This is a genomic window from Sporosarcina sp. So3-204 (assembly GCF_058068165.1).
In genome coordinates, this window is sequence record NZ_CM176485.1 from 259555 (window position 1) to 277126 (window position 17572).

Consider the following 17572-nt stretch of genomic DNA (forward strand, 5'->3'; position numbering starts at 1 on the left):
ATAGTTATACTAATTTGCTAACATTTGTATATAAATCGTTTTTACCGGAGAGTGTAAAATATCTTGTGTAAATGAATAAATGCAAAAAGGAAGACCTTTTCTTGGTAGAATTAAGTCACCACAACCAATCCTAGAAAAGAGGCCTTCCCTATGACTCAGTTTACAACAGATATTGTTCAAGCACTAGTACAAAAACAAGATATTACCGAGGTTTTTCGTTCACATCTAGAAACAGCGATAAATACTTTACTCACAACTGAGCTGACGGCATTTTTAGATTATGAAAAATATGACCGTATCGGCTTCAATTCAGGAAATTCCCGCAATGGATCATATGACCGAACGCTCCATACTGAATATGGTGACCTTCAGGTCAAGATTCCTCGTGATCGTAACGGCGAGTTCAAACAACAGACAGTCGCGCCTTATAAACGCTCAAACGATACACTTGAATCTTTTGTCATTCACATGTTTCAAAAAGGCGTGACTATGTCAGAAATCGCAGATTTAATTGAGAAAATGTACGGTCATCATTACACACGTCAAACAATATCGAATATGACACAAGTAGTAGGTGAACAAGTAGAAGCCTTTAATAGAAGGAAGCTAAGTGCGCGCTATGCCTGTGTTTATTTAGATGCAACTTATATTTCTGTTCGACGTGAAACTGTTTCTAAAGAAGCTGTTTATATAGCTGTGGGCATTCGTGAAGACGGCTCAAAAGAAGTGATTGCCTACACAATCGCGCCGACAGAATCAGCTTTCAATTGGAAAGAGCTCCTACTAGAAATAAAGGAGCGTGGCGTAGAAGAAGTTCTGCTCTTTCTTTCAGACGGCTTAACAGGCATGGTGGACACAATTGCGACTGCATTTCCTAAAGCTGAATTCCAAACATGTTTAGTGCATGTAGCACGTACGATTTCACATAAAGTGCGGGTTGAAGATCGAGCTGAAATTTGTGAGGATTTCAAAATGGTTTATCGGGCTGATAATAAAGAAGCCGGTCAAGTTGCATTAGACAAGTTCTGTTCAAAATGGAAAAAATCGTACCCCAAGGTGACGAAATCACTCGCTGCAAATGACCATTTACTTACCTTCTACAGCTTTCCGAAACCCATTTGGCGCAGCATATACTCAACGAATTTAATCGAGTCATTTAACAAGCAAATTAAGAAATATACAAAGCGAAAAGAACAGTTTCCCAACGAAGAATCACTTGAACGTTTCCTCGTTTCCCAGTTCGAAGATTACAACCAACGCTTCCTCACACGATGCCATATCGGTTTCGATCAAGCGCGCGCTGAGCTGGCTAATATGTTTGAAACAAAAGAATAATAGATAGTTTATTTCAGAATAAAAGGTGATTTCCAAGAAAGTATATCCTGTTCATCAAGAGAAAATCGTATGGTTTAGAAGTTGTAAAAAAATAAAAGTGACAGTAACTATGAAAAGGTTGGATTGTCATTTACACATAAATATTGACACTCCCTTTTACCGTTGTGATTATCTTCAGACAACTCTATAATAGAAATTAGGATTATAACAACTTCATAATATATATTTTGGTTCTTTGCCTTTGGGTAAAGATTAATAAGGAATCAGGTGAGAATCCTGAACGGTCCGGCCACTGTAATTGGGAAGTGACTTCTGTAGTAACCACTGGTTGAAAAACTGGGAAGGTAGAAGGAACGATGTAAACCCATAAGTCAGGAGACTTGCCAAGATATGAATGCGTAACGCCTTCTAGGATAAGGGCAGCATCGTGTATCTTACAGTCTATTAAACTTGTAGTGGAACATACATATGCCCTTATCTCAGAATTTTTTGAGGTGGGGGTTTTTTATTTTGGGAAAGGAACAGTCGGAAGGAAAAAACTAATCTATTTATAAAAGGAGAATGTTGAAATGAATACAATGACGATTAAAGTGAAACAGCTGCTTTCTGTACTATTAGTAATGTTAATGTTGGTGTCGATGCTTCCGGTTCAAGCGTTCGCAGCTGATTCAGAAACAAGCACTGAAAATAATACAGTTTCTATTCGTGTTGAAGGCCCAACAGGTCCATTATATGACTTTAGGGACGAAGTAGTAGAAGCAGACAATGTTTATGATGCTACCTTAGCTGTTTTTAAAAAACATAGTGTTGTTTATAAAGCTGCTGCTGGATATATTGGGTCGATTGCAGGTTTTGAAACAGGTACTTACAGTGGTTGGGATGGCTGGAACTTTTCAACTAATTTAGAAGTGTATTCAGAGGAATGGGCTGGAGATGCGCCATTAGATGGTATTACAGAAATTGTTTGGTATTATGGCGGAGAAGGTGACCTATATCCGTTTGAGTATGGTAATACACTTGAGGAAATTACATTTACTCCGACTATTACATTATTAACGGATGCGATAGAGAATACACCACTTGAAATTCAGTTAACAGGACAATATCGCCATTTTCTAGATTGGAGTGGTACATCTTTAGGTACAAAAACAACTGAATTGAAAGATGTTCTTGTAAAGTTTAACGGTAGTGAATATAAAACAAATGCTGATGGAAAAGTTACTATTCCAAAAGAAAAAATACAAATCGGGACTTTTGAATTGGAAGTATCGAAGTACATACAAGATAGTTACCCACTTACAGTTCGTACAACAAAAGAGATTGTTGTTGAAATAAACGAAGCCGAATTACTGATTGAAAAAACAAAACAATCAATTGAAAAAGCAGTTCATTATTATAAGCAAGATAAAGCGAAAGTTAGTGAACGAGTTTCTTCGTCACATAGTGGTTATTGGTCATTAACACCATTGTGGAGTTCTGGGATTGATATAGCATCGTACCCATGGGTATCGGGAAAAGAACCAACTCATGAATCATCCTATTGGAATAAGGAACGTACTAAGCCGGTAACTATGTCAAATGAAGATGCAGGAACTATTATTGGTGCATCGATATTGGGTATGGATCCAACTAATTTGGGTAGTCGCAATATAGTAAAAGATTTATTAGAAAGGCAAAAAGATGACGGCTCATTTAGCACTACAATTTGGGGGCAGTCCTGGGCGTTTATCGCATTAGATTTAGTAGATGCAGAATATGATCAAATTAAACATATTGATGCCCTTTTAGAAATGCAGAGTAAAGAAACGGGTAGTTTTGGCCCTTTAGATGCAACGGGCTGGATGTTAATGGCATTAGCGCCACATTCCAATAAACCCGAAGTAGAAACAGCAATTAAAAAAGCGGTTGCAGTATATCACACGAGCTTTCAAGAAAATGGATTTATTGATGATTCAAATACGATGGGTACAATTATTTCAGGCTTAGCATCTGTTGGGGAAGATTTATTTTCTGAGAAGTGGACATATGATAAAGATGGACAAAAAGTTAATATAGTTGGACATTTAGTCGATAATTATCAGCTTGCGGATGGTTCTTTTCGATGGAAAACAACACAAAATTCGTCAAATCTGATGTCGACAGAACAGGTTTTCATTGCTTTAATGGATTCATTGGAGAAGAAATCAACATTTGTTCGATTGAAAGAGTACTTAAATAATAAAGAAAATGATGATGAAATAATAGTTCCAGTAGAGAAGCCAGATTGGGAAATAAAAGTTGACGAACTACTTTCGAATACAGCCAATTTTTATAAAAGTGGACGATTTGACCAAAAAAACTTCAAATGGGGTATCCCCGAACTTAGTTGGACAGAAATAGTAGCTTTAAATGCATCAGGTAACAATTTAAAAAGTAATTCATTAGAAATGCCTTCTTGGTCTGATAAAGATCCAGGTCTAAAAGCAAATGAAAGTGATACTGACCATATCCGTTATATATACGGTTTGCTCGCATTAGGTAAAGATCCATCAAATGCTTGGGAAACGAATCGGAACTTATTTGCTGAATTAGCAGCGCAACAAAAAAAATCAGATAATTCGTTTGGTGCCATTAACAAGCATGCATGGGCAATGTTAGCATTAGATGCTGGTGGAAAACTAGGATATAATGTCGGTAATTGGAATGAACAGACAAAGGAGAGTGCCTTAGAACACCTACTTTTACAAGAAAAGAAAAGTGGTGGTTTTGCACTATCATTAGATACTACAGAAAATCCTGATGCTGATATGACTGGAATGGTACTTCTCACATTAGCTAATTATCAAAGTGAGAGTGCTGTAAATGAAGCAATTGAGCGGGCTAAAACAGTACTTCTTAGGAGCCAACTTGATACTGCCGGTTGGGAATCTTGGGGTAAGGAAAATGCCAATAGTATAGCAACTGTTATTTCTGGTCTTGTTGCAATTGGTGAAAATCCACTTTCAGAAACTTGGACGAAAGGAAAGCTTACACCATTAGATGCACTAGAACCTTATCAATTAGATAACGGAGCATTTACCTACAATTTAGGTCCAACACCAAAGCCATCTGTCAATCTAATGGCTACAGAGCAATCTTTAATTGCTTTAACAGAACTTAAATCAGGCAAATCCGTCTGGCAACAAATAGCAAATGGGAATATGGGAGAAACAGACCCGGGTCCAGAAAAACCTAAAAAAGTTGAAGTTGAAAAAGACAAACCGTTCGAGTTAGAAGTAGAAGCGAATGATGTTGTAACAACGCCAGTCATCCTAACCTTCACAAACTCTAAACTTCCAAGCATCACAGCAGAACGTGCGGGTGCAAAACTGGAAATTCCAGGAGGGACATCCGTCACGTCTTCGGAGTGGAACAGTGAGTTACAGGCACCAACAAAACAAACAACATCACCTGATGATAAAAGTAAGATAGAAAATGTGCTTACAGGAAAAAATCTTAAAAGTATTGCAGCACATATCAAAGTCGGTGGAGATACAAGGATTGTATTTGATGACTATGTAACGCTTCAATTTAAAGGATTAGGTAATTTAGAGTCTGGCTTCATTGGAAGTGATGGCGTATTTAACTTAATTCCTAAAAGGGATCCTAGTAATACGATTGAAGATGTATATGCTTATACACAAGGCCAAGACCTAATTATAAAAACAAAACATTTCACTGAATTTCTAGTCATTGAAACAGAGAAAAAAGTAGTGACTCCACCAGGTGGTGGGGATGGTGGGATAACTCAACCATCCACAAAGACTGTTAAATTTTCCGTTGAGAAAAGAACCGTGGATTCAAGTGATATTATCTCGCAGACTATTGTTACATTAAATGCTGGTGATACTGCTTATACGCTATTAAAAAGAATTGCGGAAGAAAAAAACATCACAATAATAGCTTCCGGAAGTGGCCCAGCGGTCTATGTTGAATCAATCGGAGGGTTAGCTGAGTTTGATGAGGGACAACAAAGCGGTTGGATGTATTCCGTCAATGGACTATTCCCTGAATATAGTGCAGGCACTTATGTCTTGAAAGATGGAGATATACTTCGCTGGCAGTACACAAAAGATTTAGGTAAAGATCTTGGCGGATATATTCCAGATAGTGGAGGAGGTGGTGGATTAACTCCGACACCAGAAACACCTGGAAAATCAGAAGTAACTGTTACACCCGATAAACCATTTATTCTAGATGAAAAATTCCAAAATGATTTGACTTCTCCAATAATTTTAGAATTTGAAGATAAGGCTAAAAAGTTCCCTAAAGTAACTGCGCTTCGTAAAGATACTTTATTAGAAATTGCAGAAGGCACAAATGTAACGTCTGACTGGGACGGTAAGCTTCAATTACCGACAGCTGTGAGTACCAACGAAAAAGATCTAGAAAAGATTAACGAACTATTAAAAGCTAATGGCGAGGAAATTAAGAATGTTGATTTACGTATTAAAGTTGGCGGTGCGAAGTCTGTTAAATTCGACCGACATGTTACGTTGACATTCAAAGGCAAAGGGTCTTTAGATGCTGGCATAATTGATGTAGATGGAAAGTTCTCTTTAATTAAACGTTCTAAGACTGGAAACAGTACAGAAGATGTTTATGCGTACCAACTTGGTGAGGATTTGATTATTAAAACAAATCACTTTACAGAGTTCCTACTATATAAACCAACAGCAATTGAAAAACCTGTTAAGCCATTAGAATTCACTGACATTTCAAAGCACTGGGCAAAAGATTATATCCAACAAGCAGTTCAATTGGAAATTTTCAAAGGATATACAGACGGTACGTTTAGACCAGATAAGTATTTAACACGTGCCCAAGCTGTTTCTGTACTCGTACGTGCACTAGATATAAAAACGGATGAAGCAGCACCGTTTTCAGATATTGGCAGTTATGCTGAAGATACACAAGCAGAGATTTCAGCAGCGTATAAGCACGGTTTGATTAAGAAACAAGATGGTAAATTTAATCCGTCGAATCAAGTAACGCGTGCTCAAATGGCATTGATGCTACACCGTGCACATGAGTACAAAACTGGTAAGAAATATATTGCTGCTAAAAGAGCGCCTTATTCTGATTTCGGTAGATATGATGATGAAACAATTAATGCTATTTCAATGTTGCATGAATTAAATATTGCGACTGGATCAAATGGCAAGTATTTACCAAATAACTATACAACACGCGCACATGTAGCGAAGATGGTTATAAACTCTTTAGGACAAGTAAAATAAAAAAGATTCAGCCTTGCGTTTTTTTATATAAACGCAAGGCATTCTGTCTATTATTGGACAATCTTATTAAATAATAGAATCATAAAAAAGGAGCGTTTACAAATGAATTATATAAAAAAACAAACAATGAAACTGTCTATTTTATTACTTTCTTCCATGTTATTTTTGTTGCCTGTCTTATCAGTCCAAGCTTCAGAAAACATTACAACTCAAAATATGGATTTAACGACGGATCAGCAATACACTACTGCCGTTAATCAAGCCATTAAAGGAGCAAGCGACTATATATTACAACAAGGTGTAAATAGCGATTGGGAAGCTATAGGGCTTTTCAGAGCAAATAAAGAAATACCACAAGATTATAATGCTAAGTTTATGCAAAATCTACAAGATCAGGTTATTAGTAAATCTGGAAAAGGAAGAATGAAGGTTACAGATGTAGAACGTCTAACGATGGCTGCGGTTGCTATAGGTAAGGATCCTACGAATGTAGATGGCAAGGGCTTTAATTTAATCGAGAAAATTTATAATGCAGAGCCATGGAGTCCAGGCGTTGACAGTCTAACATTCCAAGGGAATAACGGTATTATTTTTGCTCTTATTGCACTTGATACAAAGAAATATAGTGTACCGAATAATGCAAAATGGACACGTGAAAAACTTATTTCAGAATTATTAAACTATCAAAAAGAGGATGGTTCCTGGAGTCTAACAACTTCTACAACAGATGCTGCTAGTTTTGATATTACGGCGATGGCGCTCAGCTCATTAGCGCCTTATCGCGACAAACCTTTAGTAAAGGCGGCAATTGATAAATCCATACAGTTTTTGTCGAAAGAACAAGGTTCAACGGGGGGATTTAGTGAGGAATTTGTTGGCGGAATTTCGAGTGAAGCGACTTCTCAAGTAATTATTGGATTGACTGCGAATAAAATTGATCCACGGAGTCTAGCATTCACAAAAAATGGTACGAACTTGATTGATCACCTATTAAGTTTTAAAGATAAAACTGGTGGTTTTAAGCATACAGCAGCGGATAGTTCTTCAAACGCAATAGCGACAGAGCAAGCATTGCAGGCGCTCGTTGCGTTCGAGTTGTATATGAAAGGAAACGGTTCACTATACGACTTCAGTAAGCAAAAAGAACCGTCAGAACCAACACCAACACCAAATCCTATTGATTTCACAGATGTTGAAGGGCATTGGGGGAAAAACTTTATTCTACAAGCAGCACAATTAAACATTGTAAATGGTTATAAAGACGGGACTTTTAAACCCGACAATAAGTTAACGCGTGTTCAGGCGGTAGCGGTTATTGTTCGAGGATTGGATCTGAAAACGACTGACCCAGCACCTTTTACAGACATTGGGGGCTATGGAAAAGAAACACAAGCAGAAATTGCTGCAGCATACAAATATGGATTAGTGAAGAAATTAGATGGAAATTTTAAACCATCAAATAAAGTGACGCGGGCGCAAATGGCCCTCATGTTGCAACGGGCTTATGAGCAAAAAACAAATAAGAAGTACGTTATTTCAGCTAAAGCTCCTTACAGTGATTTCGGTAACTATGATGAGGAAACAGTAAACGCGATAACGATGCTATATGAACTAAAAATCGCGACGGGATCGAATGGATTGTATAAGCCTGGTAACGATACAACTCGTGCGCATGCTGCGAAGATGCTTGTAAACTTTATGAACGAGCTGGAAAAATAATAAAGGAGTTGTAATAAATGCGCCAGATGAAATTAATTTCGTCTTTTCTACTTTCTATGTTGCTTATTTTTGTGTTGAGTGCTTGCGGCACTTCATTGCAAAAACCTACAGGGTTAGAAAAGCCAGATCAATTACCTATAGATAATACGACAGAAGAACAGGGTTTATTGACTTTAGAGCCAGAAGAGCAAGAGGATAAAGGGGAATTTGCAGATAAATCACCTGTAGAGAAAGAAAAAGAAGTTATAGCTTTACCAAAAGATACGAATCCACCGTCCAAAGAAAATGAAACGAAACCGAAAGAAAAAACACCGGTAGAAGTCAATAAAGCAGAAAATCCTGCGAAAAAACCTGAGGCTTCATCTAATGATGGCAATAAAAAAACGGAGCCGGTAGTTAATAATAGTAAAAAACCAGTTGCATCAACACCGGTAGCGAAGCCAACGCCAAACCCAGCACCAACACCGGCACCGAAACCAACGCCAAGTCAACCAGTAAAACCTCCGACTGAAAAGCCTGTTGAAGAAGAAAAAACGCCGGAGCCAGAAGTAAATAAGATTGTTTATTCAATAGTCATATCATCAGCATCCAACGAAATTCCTTTGCCTCCAACTGAAATGGAGATTGAGGAAGGTGTTACTGTATTAGAAAGTTTAATCGATATTACCAAAAAACATAAAGTCCAAATGGATTATCGTGGTGGTCGTGGTGCCACCGCTTATATTGAAGGAATAGGGAATGTGTATGAATTCGACCGCGGACAAGGTAGTGGATGGATGTACAGGGTTAATGGGATATTCCCTGATCGTGGTGCAGGTGTTGTCCCTTTAATGGCAGGAGACCGTGTTGAATGGCTATATACAACAAACTTAGGCGTAGATCTAAATGCTAGTCTTAAGCCTTTTCGCAGATAAAGTAAGTACAGAAAACCTGACCTAAGTGTAAATTTCACTGGGTCGGTTTTGCATTTAACCTATTCAGAAAAACTTGTTCCAATGGGAAAGCGGTGTACAACATATGGAGAACGGCTTTCGCGGTTACCATCCGTTCGTTATTTTCTTTTATTATATATTTGTTGGGTTTTTAGCGATGTACTTTAATCACCCAGTATTTTTACTAATGATTATTTTATTGTTAATAAGCGTCAATATCACACATGACAAAGGAAAAGCTTTGAAAAAATGGATTCCAATGCTAATCATAATGAGTGCATTTATGATAGTGATAAATCCTTTTATAAACTCAAGAGGAACAAATATTTTGTTTTATTTTAGAGGTAAGCAAGTTACGCTTGAAGCGACTATGTATGGTGTTGTTATGTCGATGTCATTAGTTGCTATACTTCTCATGTTCATTTCATTTAATTTAATTCTAAATGGTAATAAGTTTTTATTCGTGTTCTCTAGATTTTTACCGAGAACTGCATTTTTAACTATGTTAGCAATTCGATTTGTGCCACTTTTAAAGCGAAGATTCGATGAAATTAGTGATGTACAACGCATTCGTGGGATGGTCATGACATCAGGGACAATTAGAGATCGAGCAAAAAACGGTATGGTTATGGTGCAAATTCTTTTGACTTGGTCACTAGAAGAGGCGATAGAGACAGCGGATTCAATGAAAGCAAGGGGATATGGCATAGGTAAAAGAAGTCCCTATATTCCATACAGATGGGACAAACGCGATAAAGTTTGGCTTGCTATAATGGCTTTTCTATTCACAATTTGTCTAGTAGGTGGTTTTTTAGGATATGGGAAAATCATTATTTATCCTGAACTTGGTACCTTTAAGCTTTATTTAATCGATTGGATTGTCCTCTTAAGTGCTGGAATTATAATATCCTTTCCACTATTTATAGAAGGGAGAGAAAAATATAAATGGAAATATTTAATTTAAGTAATCTTTCTTTTAAATTCCCTGATGCGCAAGAAGAAGTTGTTAAGAATATTAATCTTAGCGTGGCGGAAGGTGAGTTTATTGTCCTTTGTGGGGCGAGTGGTTGCGGAAAAACAACATTATTGAGGTTGCTAAAAAAAGAACTTGCACCAGTGGGTGAACTGATAGGAGAAATACGTTATAACGGGCAACTTTTAGATGCTTATGATGAGCGAACTTTAATAGAAGAAATCGGACTTGTTTCTCAAGATCCTGATAACCAAGTTGTTATGGATGAAGTGATGCAGGAAATTGTTTTTGGCTTAGAGAACTTAGGTTACTCAAATTTTGAAATGCGAAAAAGAGTGGCTGAAATGGTTCACTTTTTTGGGATGGAAGGATTGCTACGTTTAAAACCATCTGAATTATCCGGTGGGCAAAAACAAATGCTGAACTTGCTATCAGTACTTTTATTAAAACCTAAAGTATTACTTCTAGATGAACCAACATCACAACTCGATCCAATTGCTGCAAAAGATTTAATTATTATGCTTGAAAGATTAAATAAAGAAATGGGCATAACCATTATTCTAGTGGAGCATCGTTTGGAAGAGTTATTTGGTATTGCGGACCGCGTAGTTATGATGCAAAGTGGGGAAACGATATACAGTGGAACGAGTCAACAAATTATTCATCAACTATATGACAAGCAAGACGAACGGTTTATTCCTTATGTGCCGTCAATTGCAAAATTATATATGAAGAGGGAAACATCAAAGCAAATAACAGACATTCCGTTAACAGTGAAAGAATGTAAAGAGTGGCTTGCAAAAATTCCAGAAGAATTAATAGAAATACATAGCAATAAGTTAAGTGAGACAACAAAATTAGGACTTGATTTGTTAATTGTTAAAGATGTGTATTTTCAATATGAAAAGAAAGGCGAAATGATATTAAAAAGCTTTTCTTTAAATGTGCATGAAGGAGAGTTTTTTGCATTAGTCGGCGGTAATGGGTCTGGAAAAACAACGGCACTCAAAGCTTGTATTGGTAATATTAAACCGCAACGTGGATATGCTCGCTATAAAGGGAAGGATACAAGTAAGTTAAAAGGGAAAGAGTTGTTTGAAAGAATTGCCTATTTGCCGCAAAATCCGAAAACGTATTTTATGTACGATACGATTGAAAAAGAAATGTTAGAGGCAGCAAAGCGACATGGTCTAGATAGTGAATCTACTAAAGTGGATGATTTACTCAATTTATTTAATATCTCTCATTTAAAGGAGCGCCATCCGTATGATTGCTCTGGTGGTGAAATTCAAAGAGCTGCACTTGCTTGTATGTTAATTGGCAACCCAGAAATCTTGTTCATCGATGAACCGACGAAGGGCTTGGATCCGGTCTCGAAATTACGTTTTTCTGATGTTTTGTCGAAGCTTCATAAGACCGGTTTGACAATTGTAATGGTGACGCATGATATTGAATTTGCAGCCCAAAATGCTGAAAGATGTGCGATGATGTTTGACGGAGAAATAACGGTGGATGGGACACCTGAAGAACTGTTTAAGGGCAATTACTTCTATACGACAGCAATTAATCGTGCAACACGTTTAAGTCGAATAGGCGAAGCGTTGACCTTAGAGGAGGTGCTTGGGAAATGGCGCGTCCCCGAATTTATTTAACAGCTATTTCTATTACAATGCTCATTATGTTAGTCGTTTCAATTGTGTTTTTTAAATACAATGCATATCTACTTTTGAGTTTTGTCATGATCGGTTGTATTATGCTTCCGTTTTTTGCGCGTTTTGAAATCAGAAATATTGCGGGACGAGAAATAGTGATTTTAGCAATGTTAGCAGCGATTGCGGCAATAAGTCGTGTGCCGTTTGCGGGCTTGCCTAGTGTTCAACCGACATCATTCGTCATTATAATGGCTGGTCTTGTATTTGGTGCCGAGTCTGGATTTATTGTTGGAGCAGTGGCAGCGATAGTCTCTAACTTTTTTCTAGGGCAAGGTCCTTGGACGCCTTGGCAAATGTATGCCTGGGGTATGATGGGGATGAGTGCAGGACTATTTCGCAATACGTGGTGGATGTCTAAGTTATGGGGAAAAGTTTTATTCGGTTTTGTTTGGGGTTATGTATTTGGTTGGTTTATGAATATGTGGATTATAGTAGGCAATTTAGAGAACCTCACTTGGGAATTTTTTGCAGGTATTTACGTTGCGAGTATTTATTTTGACCTAGCACATGCTCTATCAAACGTCTTTTTCATTATTGTTTTTGGTGCAAGTTGGATTAAAATATTAGAGCGTTTTAAGAAGAAGTATGGCATATTAGCTTAGATTATTTGGAAATAAACGGAGAGCACCTGATTTTGGGTGCTCTTTTATCATGGTATAAATTCAAATGTTTTTCAGTTTATTAGTAATTAACTTCGATAAAAGCATCTAGTTATTCCATCGACATGAAATTATCATTATGATAGAAGTAAAGGAAGTGCATATTAATGGATATGAATATTTTCATCGTGGAAGACGATATAGCAATATTTGATTTATTATCAGAGCAATTAACTCAGTGGGCTTTTAATGTGAAGGGGCCGAATGATTTTCAAGATATTATGAAAGACTTTATAAATGAACAACCTCATCTCGTTATTTTGGATATTCAACTACCAGCGTATGACGGCTTTCATTGGTGTAGAGAAATTCGTGCCATATCAAAGGTACCAATTATTTTCCTGTCCTCTAGGGATCATCCAATGGATATGGTGATGGCAATGAATATGGGGGCGGATGATTATATTCAAAAACCGTTTCATATGGATGTGCTGCTGGCGAAAGTCCAGGCACTTTTACGGCGGACGTATGCATACGGGGAGGAAGCGCAAGATGTACTGGAGTGGAACGGTGCCATGATAGATATGAAACGCGGAGTTATTCGTTTAGAAGGCACTGAAGTTGACTTGACTAAAAATGAGTTTTTTATTTTGGCAGTGCTTGTCGAATCAAATAATCAAATTGTTTCTCGCGATGATTTAATTAGGAAGTTATGGGATGACGAGCGTTTTGTAAACGACAATACGTTGACTGTCAATGTAACCCGTTTGCGTCATAAGCTTGCTGAAATTGGGTTAGAGGAAGCGATTGTCACGAAAAAAGGGCTTGGTTACACAGCAATCACTTTATGATGGGGGTGTTTGAATGTTCGTGGTTTATTTGAAAGATATGAAAAGTTGGATATTCTTTTTCTTAGGAATGCTCGGACTAGCGGATCTTATTTTGTGGCTTGATCATGGAATTGCGGTGGAGTTTGTTGCTGTTTTGTATTTTAATGTTTTGTTGCTATTGTTTTTATCGGTATTTCTTGTATGGCGTTACCACGTGGAAATGAATTACACGAAAAAGTTATCTACACTCTTTGATGAACATATGGCTGATTGGCATGAAGCGTTACCAGAAGCGACTTTTATCCGTGATCAAATCGTCAATGAGTCTCTGCATCATATAGAAGCATCTTTTGCTAGTGAATTATCTGATGCGAAAGAAGCAACTTCGACTAACAGTGATTATATTGCGTCGTGGGTTCATGAAGTGAAAGCACCGTTAACCGCAATGAAATTAGTCATTGACGCGCATCGTAATGAAACGGTTATGAGGAAAATCGAATCAGATTGGCTTCGGATTCATTTACTCATAGATCAGCAGCTATCCATTGCGCGCCTCCCTACTTTGGAAGCCGATTATGTGCTGGTTAAGGTAAGTCTGCAACAACTTGTTACAGCGGAAGTACGAGAACTTACTTCTTGGTGCATAGAAAAGAATGTCGCTGTCGAATTTGAAGGAAAGGACTTAGAAGTCGTTACGGATAGTAAATGGTGTCGGTTTATCATTCGACAACTTTTAACAAATGCGGTGAAATATAGTCCAGCTAATAGCGCAATTGCTATATCAATAAATGAAAATGCTTCAAGTTACACGGAACTCGTCATTACGGATTCAGGACCTGGGATTCCTGCCCATGATTTGCCCCGTATTTTCGACAAAGGATTCACAGGTGGTACTGGGAGACTTCATAATGCTGCGACAGGACTTGGTTTGTATCTGGCAGAGACGGTCGCAAGTAAAATAGGCGTCACATTAGGCGTGAAATCCAAAATCGCGCACGGAACGGCAATAAATATGACGTTTTCAAAAGAAAATGAATTTGAAAGTCCGCTAAAATAACAGTGTTGATTATATCGACGCATTTACATGGGATATCGACGCTTCGCCATCATATATCGGCAAATCGTGACCTAGGACCTACACAAAACACTCAGGTTTTCCCTTTAAGTGACAATAATGTCATGTTCATAGCCTCTTTGTCACGACAATCAAACGACCGCGTATCCGCAACGCAGTATGATGGAGATAAGTTAGAAACAAGGAGGCAATTTCTTATGAATGAAATAAATACATCGACTAGAACAGTGCTACACGCACAAAACATCCGTAAATCATTTGGAACACGTGGGAACGCCCAGCAAGTGTTAAAAGGAATCGATCTGCGCGTCTTTGAAGGTGAATTCGTTGGGATTATGGGCGCATCAGGTGCAGGGAAGACAACCCTACTTAACGTATTGGCTACAATTGATCATACAACTGAAGGTTCGATTCTTATTGGAGATTCAGATATTTCGAGGATGAAAGACAAAGAACTATCCGCATTTAGACGAGATAAACTTGGCTTCATTTTCCAAGATTATAATTTGCTCGATACATTGACAGTGAAAGAAAATATTTTACTTCCCGTGTCGCTTGGTAAAACGCACAAAAAAGAAGCAGAAGCAGCGTTCAATTCGATTGCCGATATTCTTGGAATTAAAGACCTCGCACATAAGTATCCACATGAGATTTCAGGCGGACAAAAACAACGGACATCTGCAGCGCGTGCCCTTATTAATATGCCTTCAATGGTCTTTGCAGACGAACCAACCGGCGCACTTGATTCGAAATCGGCTTCTTCGTTACTTGGTACGCTTGAAGATGTAAATAAAAAACGTGGTGTCACAATTATGATGGTAACGCACGATCCACTTGCATCGAGTTATTGTAGTCGTGTTGTTTTCTTGAAAGACGGAAATGTTTATTCAGAATTATATCGCGGGGATAAAACGAGGCAAGCCTTCTTCCAGGAAATCCTGAAAGTTCAAGGCGTTCTCGGGGGTGATAGCGTTGACACTATTTGACCTTGTCATTCGAAGCATGCGGAAAAATATTAAGCATTACTATTTGTACTTTTTTGCACTGATCTTCAGTGTTGTCCTTTATTTTGTGTTCGCAACCTTGCAACATGATCCGGCAGTTATCGCACGGTCTGGGGGGCGTATGGGATCAGCGTTTATGGCTGCGGGCATTCTTTTGATAGTCATTGCAGGCATTTTTATCGTGTATGCGAACGCGATTTTCTTGAAACGGAGAAGTCGTGAAATTGGAGTGTATCAGTTGATTGGTTTGACTAAGCGAACGGTAGGACGTCTTTTAGTTATCGAAAATATCCTGTTAGGCATTGGTGCACTCGTCATTGGAATAGGCTTAGGCGTACTCGTTTCTAGGGTGTTTTTATTGCTACTGATGAAATTGGTCGGTTACGAAGGTTTTGTTGCGTTGACCTTTTCGGGTGTTGCGGTCATTCAAACTGCCATCGTTTTTATCGCACTTATTATGCTGACATCACTTCAAATGTTGTTCGTTGTTCGGCGCAATACATTACTCAGCCTGTTCAATGCTGATCAAGCAGGTGAACATCCGAAAAAGCCTAAAACGTTGATGTCGGCAGTATTAGCGTTACTTAGCATTGGCCTCATCATCTTTGGCTATTGGTTGTCAGGACGCATGTTGAATGCCTATTTGCTTATAAATATGCTTGTCGTTCTTTTTACAACAATACTTGGCACCTATCTGTTATTTCGAGTCACAATTAGTTGGTGGTTCTATCAAATTAGACAGCGGAAACAAGGACATCTTGGTTTAAGTAATAGTTTATCGCTCGCAACGCTAATGCACCGGTTAAAAGGCAATGCCAATTCGCTTACGATTATTACGGTGTTGTCTGCAATGACGCTTGCGATGGTCGCAGGTGCGTACTCATTGTATTATTCGACGGAAAAAACTGCGAGAGCTTCAAAGCCCTTTGACATTATTTTCACGAATGGCGAACAGCTAGTTGAAGAATTTTCACAAGAACTTCAACAGGAAGGCATTAAGTTTAACCACAAAACAATTGATGTTATCCAGACGGGGGGAACCTTAGATGTTTCTATACCTTATTGGACTGATTTGAGTAGAAGTCGTCCATCCGTAACGCTTTTCTCTGCCGAACAACTACTTGCAGCAGGTCAGGACTTAATAATACCGAAAAAAGGTAACGCTGTCTTTTACGATTCCAATTTATATTTGGAATTAAACCATAATGAATTACCAGCTACTTTCACGATAATGGAAAATGGACGTGAAGTACCGCTAAAAGTGACTTCTATGGAAAATGGTAGTGTTATGAATTACGATGTTGGCTATAGGCAAATGGTTGTTAATGAAGAAACGTTAGCTGAAATAAAAGAGCAAATCGTTAATGATGACAGAGGTGCCTGGCCTTTAGTTGTCGATGCATTTCAAATGTCTGACAAAGAGCAACGTGTAAAAGCTTCAGCTATTTTTATGAAGGATGAGTACGGTCAGGGACACCCGAGTGAGGAACGAAGTGATTACCAGACAATGTATGAGGATTTAATGCAAACGACTGGATTATTAATTTTCATTAGTGGATTCCTGGGACTTGTATTTTTGATTTCAACAGGTAGTATCTTGTATTTTAAACAAATGACAGAAGCGGAACAGGAAAAGAAAAGTTATACGACGCTTCGTCAGTTAGGCTTTACAGTGCAAGACATAATGCGCGGAATTATGCGGAAGCAACTATTTGTCTTTGGGTTACCACTCTTAATTGGTCTACTCCATTCAATATTTGCCATAAAAGCGGCGTCGTTCCTCTTCATGTCGGATGTCACTGTGCCGGCTTCGATAGCGATGGGTGTTTATGCGTTGATTTATTTAGTTTTCGCATTCTTAACGGTCGGATACTACCGAAAAACGGTGAAAGCTGCGTTATAAATATGCTATCCGTAATAAAATAACCCACTCGCGTCCAGCAGGATGCGAGTGGGTTTTAACTTTATGTTTTATACGCCTTATAACCTTCACTGTAATAAATCAAATACATAATGAACCTTTTCTTAATTATAATTCTATTCGTTATTATATCTTCAATTTTTACAAAAAATGATAAATTTTTTTTTATATTTCACTAAAAGGATTGTTTATAACTTTGATAACTTTTACCATA

Annotated in this window: 11 protein-coding genes and 1 riboswitch; all 11 genes read left to right on the forward strand. The window is 38.0% G+C overall.

The genetic code is table 11. The features are described 5' to 3' along the window. Positions 1 to 150: 150 nt before the first annotated feature. Positions 151 to 1335, forward strand: coding sequence for an IS256 family transposase (locus tag AC3RV6_RS01300; RefSeq protein ID WP_489746041.1), 1185 nt, complete (start codon positions 151 to 153; stop codon positions 1333 to 1335). A 211-nt stretch (positions 1336 to 1546) separates the two neighbouring features. Beyond that, positions 1547 to 1737: riboswitch (cobalamin riboswitch) on the forward strand. Between the two features lie 167 nt (positions 1738 to 1904). Beyond that, a complete protein-coding gene (locus AC3RV6_RS01305; protein WP_489747682.1) occupies positions 1905 to 6593 on the forward strand; it encodes an S-layer homology domain-containing protein in 4689 nt (1562 codons plus the stop codon). Positions 6594 to 6695: 102 nt separating this feature from the next. Continuing rightward, positions 6696 to 8312, forward strand: a complete 1617-nt coding sequence (locus AC3RV6_RS01310) for an S-layer homology domain-containing protein (RefSeq protein WP_489747683.1) — start codon at positions 6696 to 6698, stop codon at positions 8310 to 8312. A 17-nt stretch (positions 8313 to 8329) separates the two neighbouring features. Next, positions 8330 to 9226 carry a DUF4430 domain-containing protein gene (locus AC3RV6_RS01315; protein ID WP_489747684.1) on the forward strand — a complete coding sequence of 299 codons (897 nt, stop codon included), beginning with the start codon at positions 8330 to 8332 and terminating at the stop codon, positions 9224 to 9226. A 103-nt stretch (positions 9227 to 9329) separates the two neighbouring features. Continuing rightward, positions 9330 to 10208 (forward strand): energy-coupling factor transporter transmembrane component T, encoded by an 879-nt coding sequence (locus AC3RV6_RS01320; protein ID WP_489747685.1) that lies wholly within the window; start codon positions 9330 to 9332, stop codon positions 10206 to 10208. Next, complete coding sequence (locus tag AC3RV6_RS01325) at positions 10190 to 11869, forward strand: ABC transporter ATP-binding protein (protein WP_489747686.1); 1680 nt, start codon at positions 10190 to 10192, stop codon at positions 11867 to 11869. Before AC3RV6_RS01320 ends, AC3RV6_RS01325 begins: the two co-directional genes overlap by 19 nt. Then, positions 11845 to 12531, forward strand: coding sequence for an ECF transporter S component (locus tag AC3RV6_RS01330; protein WP_489747687.1), 687 nt, complete (start codon positions 11845 to 11847; stop codon positions 12529 to 12531). Before AC3RV6_RS01325 ends, AC3RV6_RS01330 begins: the two co-directional genes overlap by 25 nt. A gap of 164 nt (positions 12532 to 12695) precedes the next feature. Then, positions 12696 to 13379 carry a response regulator transcription factor gene (locus AC3RV6_RS01335; protein WP_489747688.1) on the forward strand — a complete coding sequence of 228 codons (684 nt, stop codon included), beginning with the start codon at positions 12696 to 12698 and terminating at the stop codon, positions 13377 to 13379. Between the two features lie 13 nt (positions 13380 to 13392). After that, entirely contained in the window at positions 13393 to 14415 is a 1023-nt protein-coding gene (locus AC3RV6_RS01340) for a sensor histidine kinase (protein ID WP_489747689.1), read from the forward strand. 215 nt (positions 14416 to 14630) lie between these two features. Continuing rightward, positions 14631 to 15419 carry an ABC transporter ATP-binding protein gene (locus AC3RV6_RS01345; RefSeq protein WP_489747690.1) on the forward strand — a complete coding sequence of 263 codons (789 nt, stop codon included), beginning with the start codon at positions 14631 to 14633 and terminating at the stop codon, positions 15417 to 15419. Next, entirely contained in the window at positions 15406 to 17340 is a 1935-nt protein-coding gene (locus AC3RV6_RS01350) for an FtsX-like permease family protein (RefSeq protein WP_489747691.1), read from the forward strand. The genes AC3RV6_RS01345 and AC3RV6_RS01350 overlap by 14 nt, the downstream gene beginning before the upstream one ends. Positions 17341 to 17572 lie beyond the last annotated feature (232 nt).

Excerpts from the sequence above, each read along its gene's own strand:
- AC3RV6_RS01300 (WP_489746041.1), top strand. The coding sequence starts at position 151 with ATGACTCAGTTTACAACAGATATTGTTCAAGCACTAGTACAAAAACAA.
- AC3RV6_RS01305 (WP_489747682.1), top strand. The coding sequence starts at position 1,905 with ATGAATACAATGACGATTAAAGTGAAACAGCTGCTTTCTGTACTATTA.
- AC3RV6_RS01310 (WP_489747683.1), top strand. The coding sequence starts at position 6,696 with ATGAATTATATAAAAAAACAAACAATGAAACTGTCTATTTTATTACTT.
- AC3RV6_RS01315 (WP_489747684.1), top strand. The coding sequence starts at position 8,330 with ATGCGCCAGATGAAATTAATTTCGTCTTTTCTACTTTCTATGTTGCTT.
- AC3RV6_RS01320 (WP_489747685.1), top strand. The coding sequence starts at position 9,330 with ATGGAGAACGGCTTTCGCGGTTACCATCCGTTCGTTATTTTCTTTTAT.
- AC3RV6_RS01325 (WP_489747686.1), top strand. The coding sequence starts at position 10,190 with ATGGAAATATTTAATTTAAGTAATCTTTCTTTTAAATTCCCTGATGCG.
- AC3RV6_RS01330 (WP_489747687.1), top strand. The coding sequence starts at position 11,845 with ATGGCGCGTCCCCGAATTTATTTAACAGCTATTTCTATTACAATGCTC.
- AC3RV6_RS01335 (WP_489747688.1), top strand. The coding sequence starts at position 12,696 with ATGGATATGAATATTTTCATCGTGGAAGACGATATAGCAATATTTGAT.
- AC3RV6_RS01340 (WP_489747689.1), top strand. The coding sequence starts at position 13,393 with ATGTTCGTGGTTTATTTGAAAGATATGAAAAGTTGGATATTCTTTTTC.
- AC3RV6_RS01345 (WP_489747690.1), top strand. The coding sequence starts at position 14,631 with ATGAATGAAATAAATACATCGACTAGAACAGTGCTACACGCACAAAAC.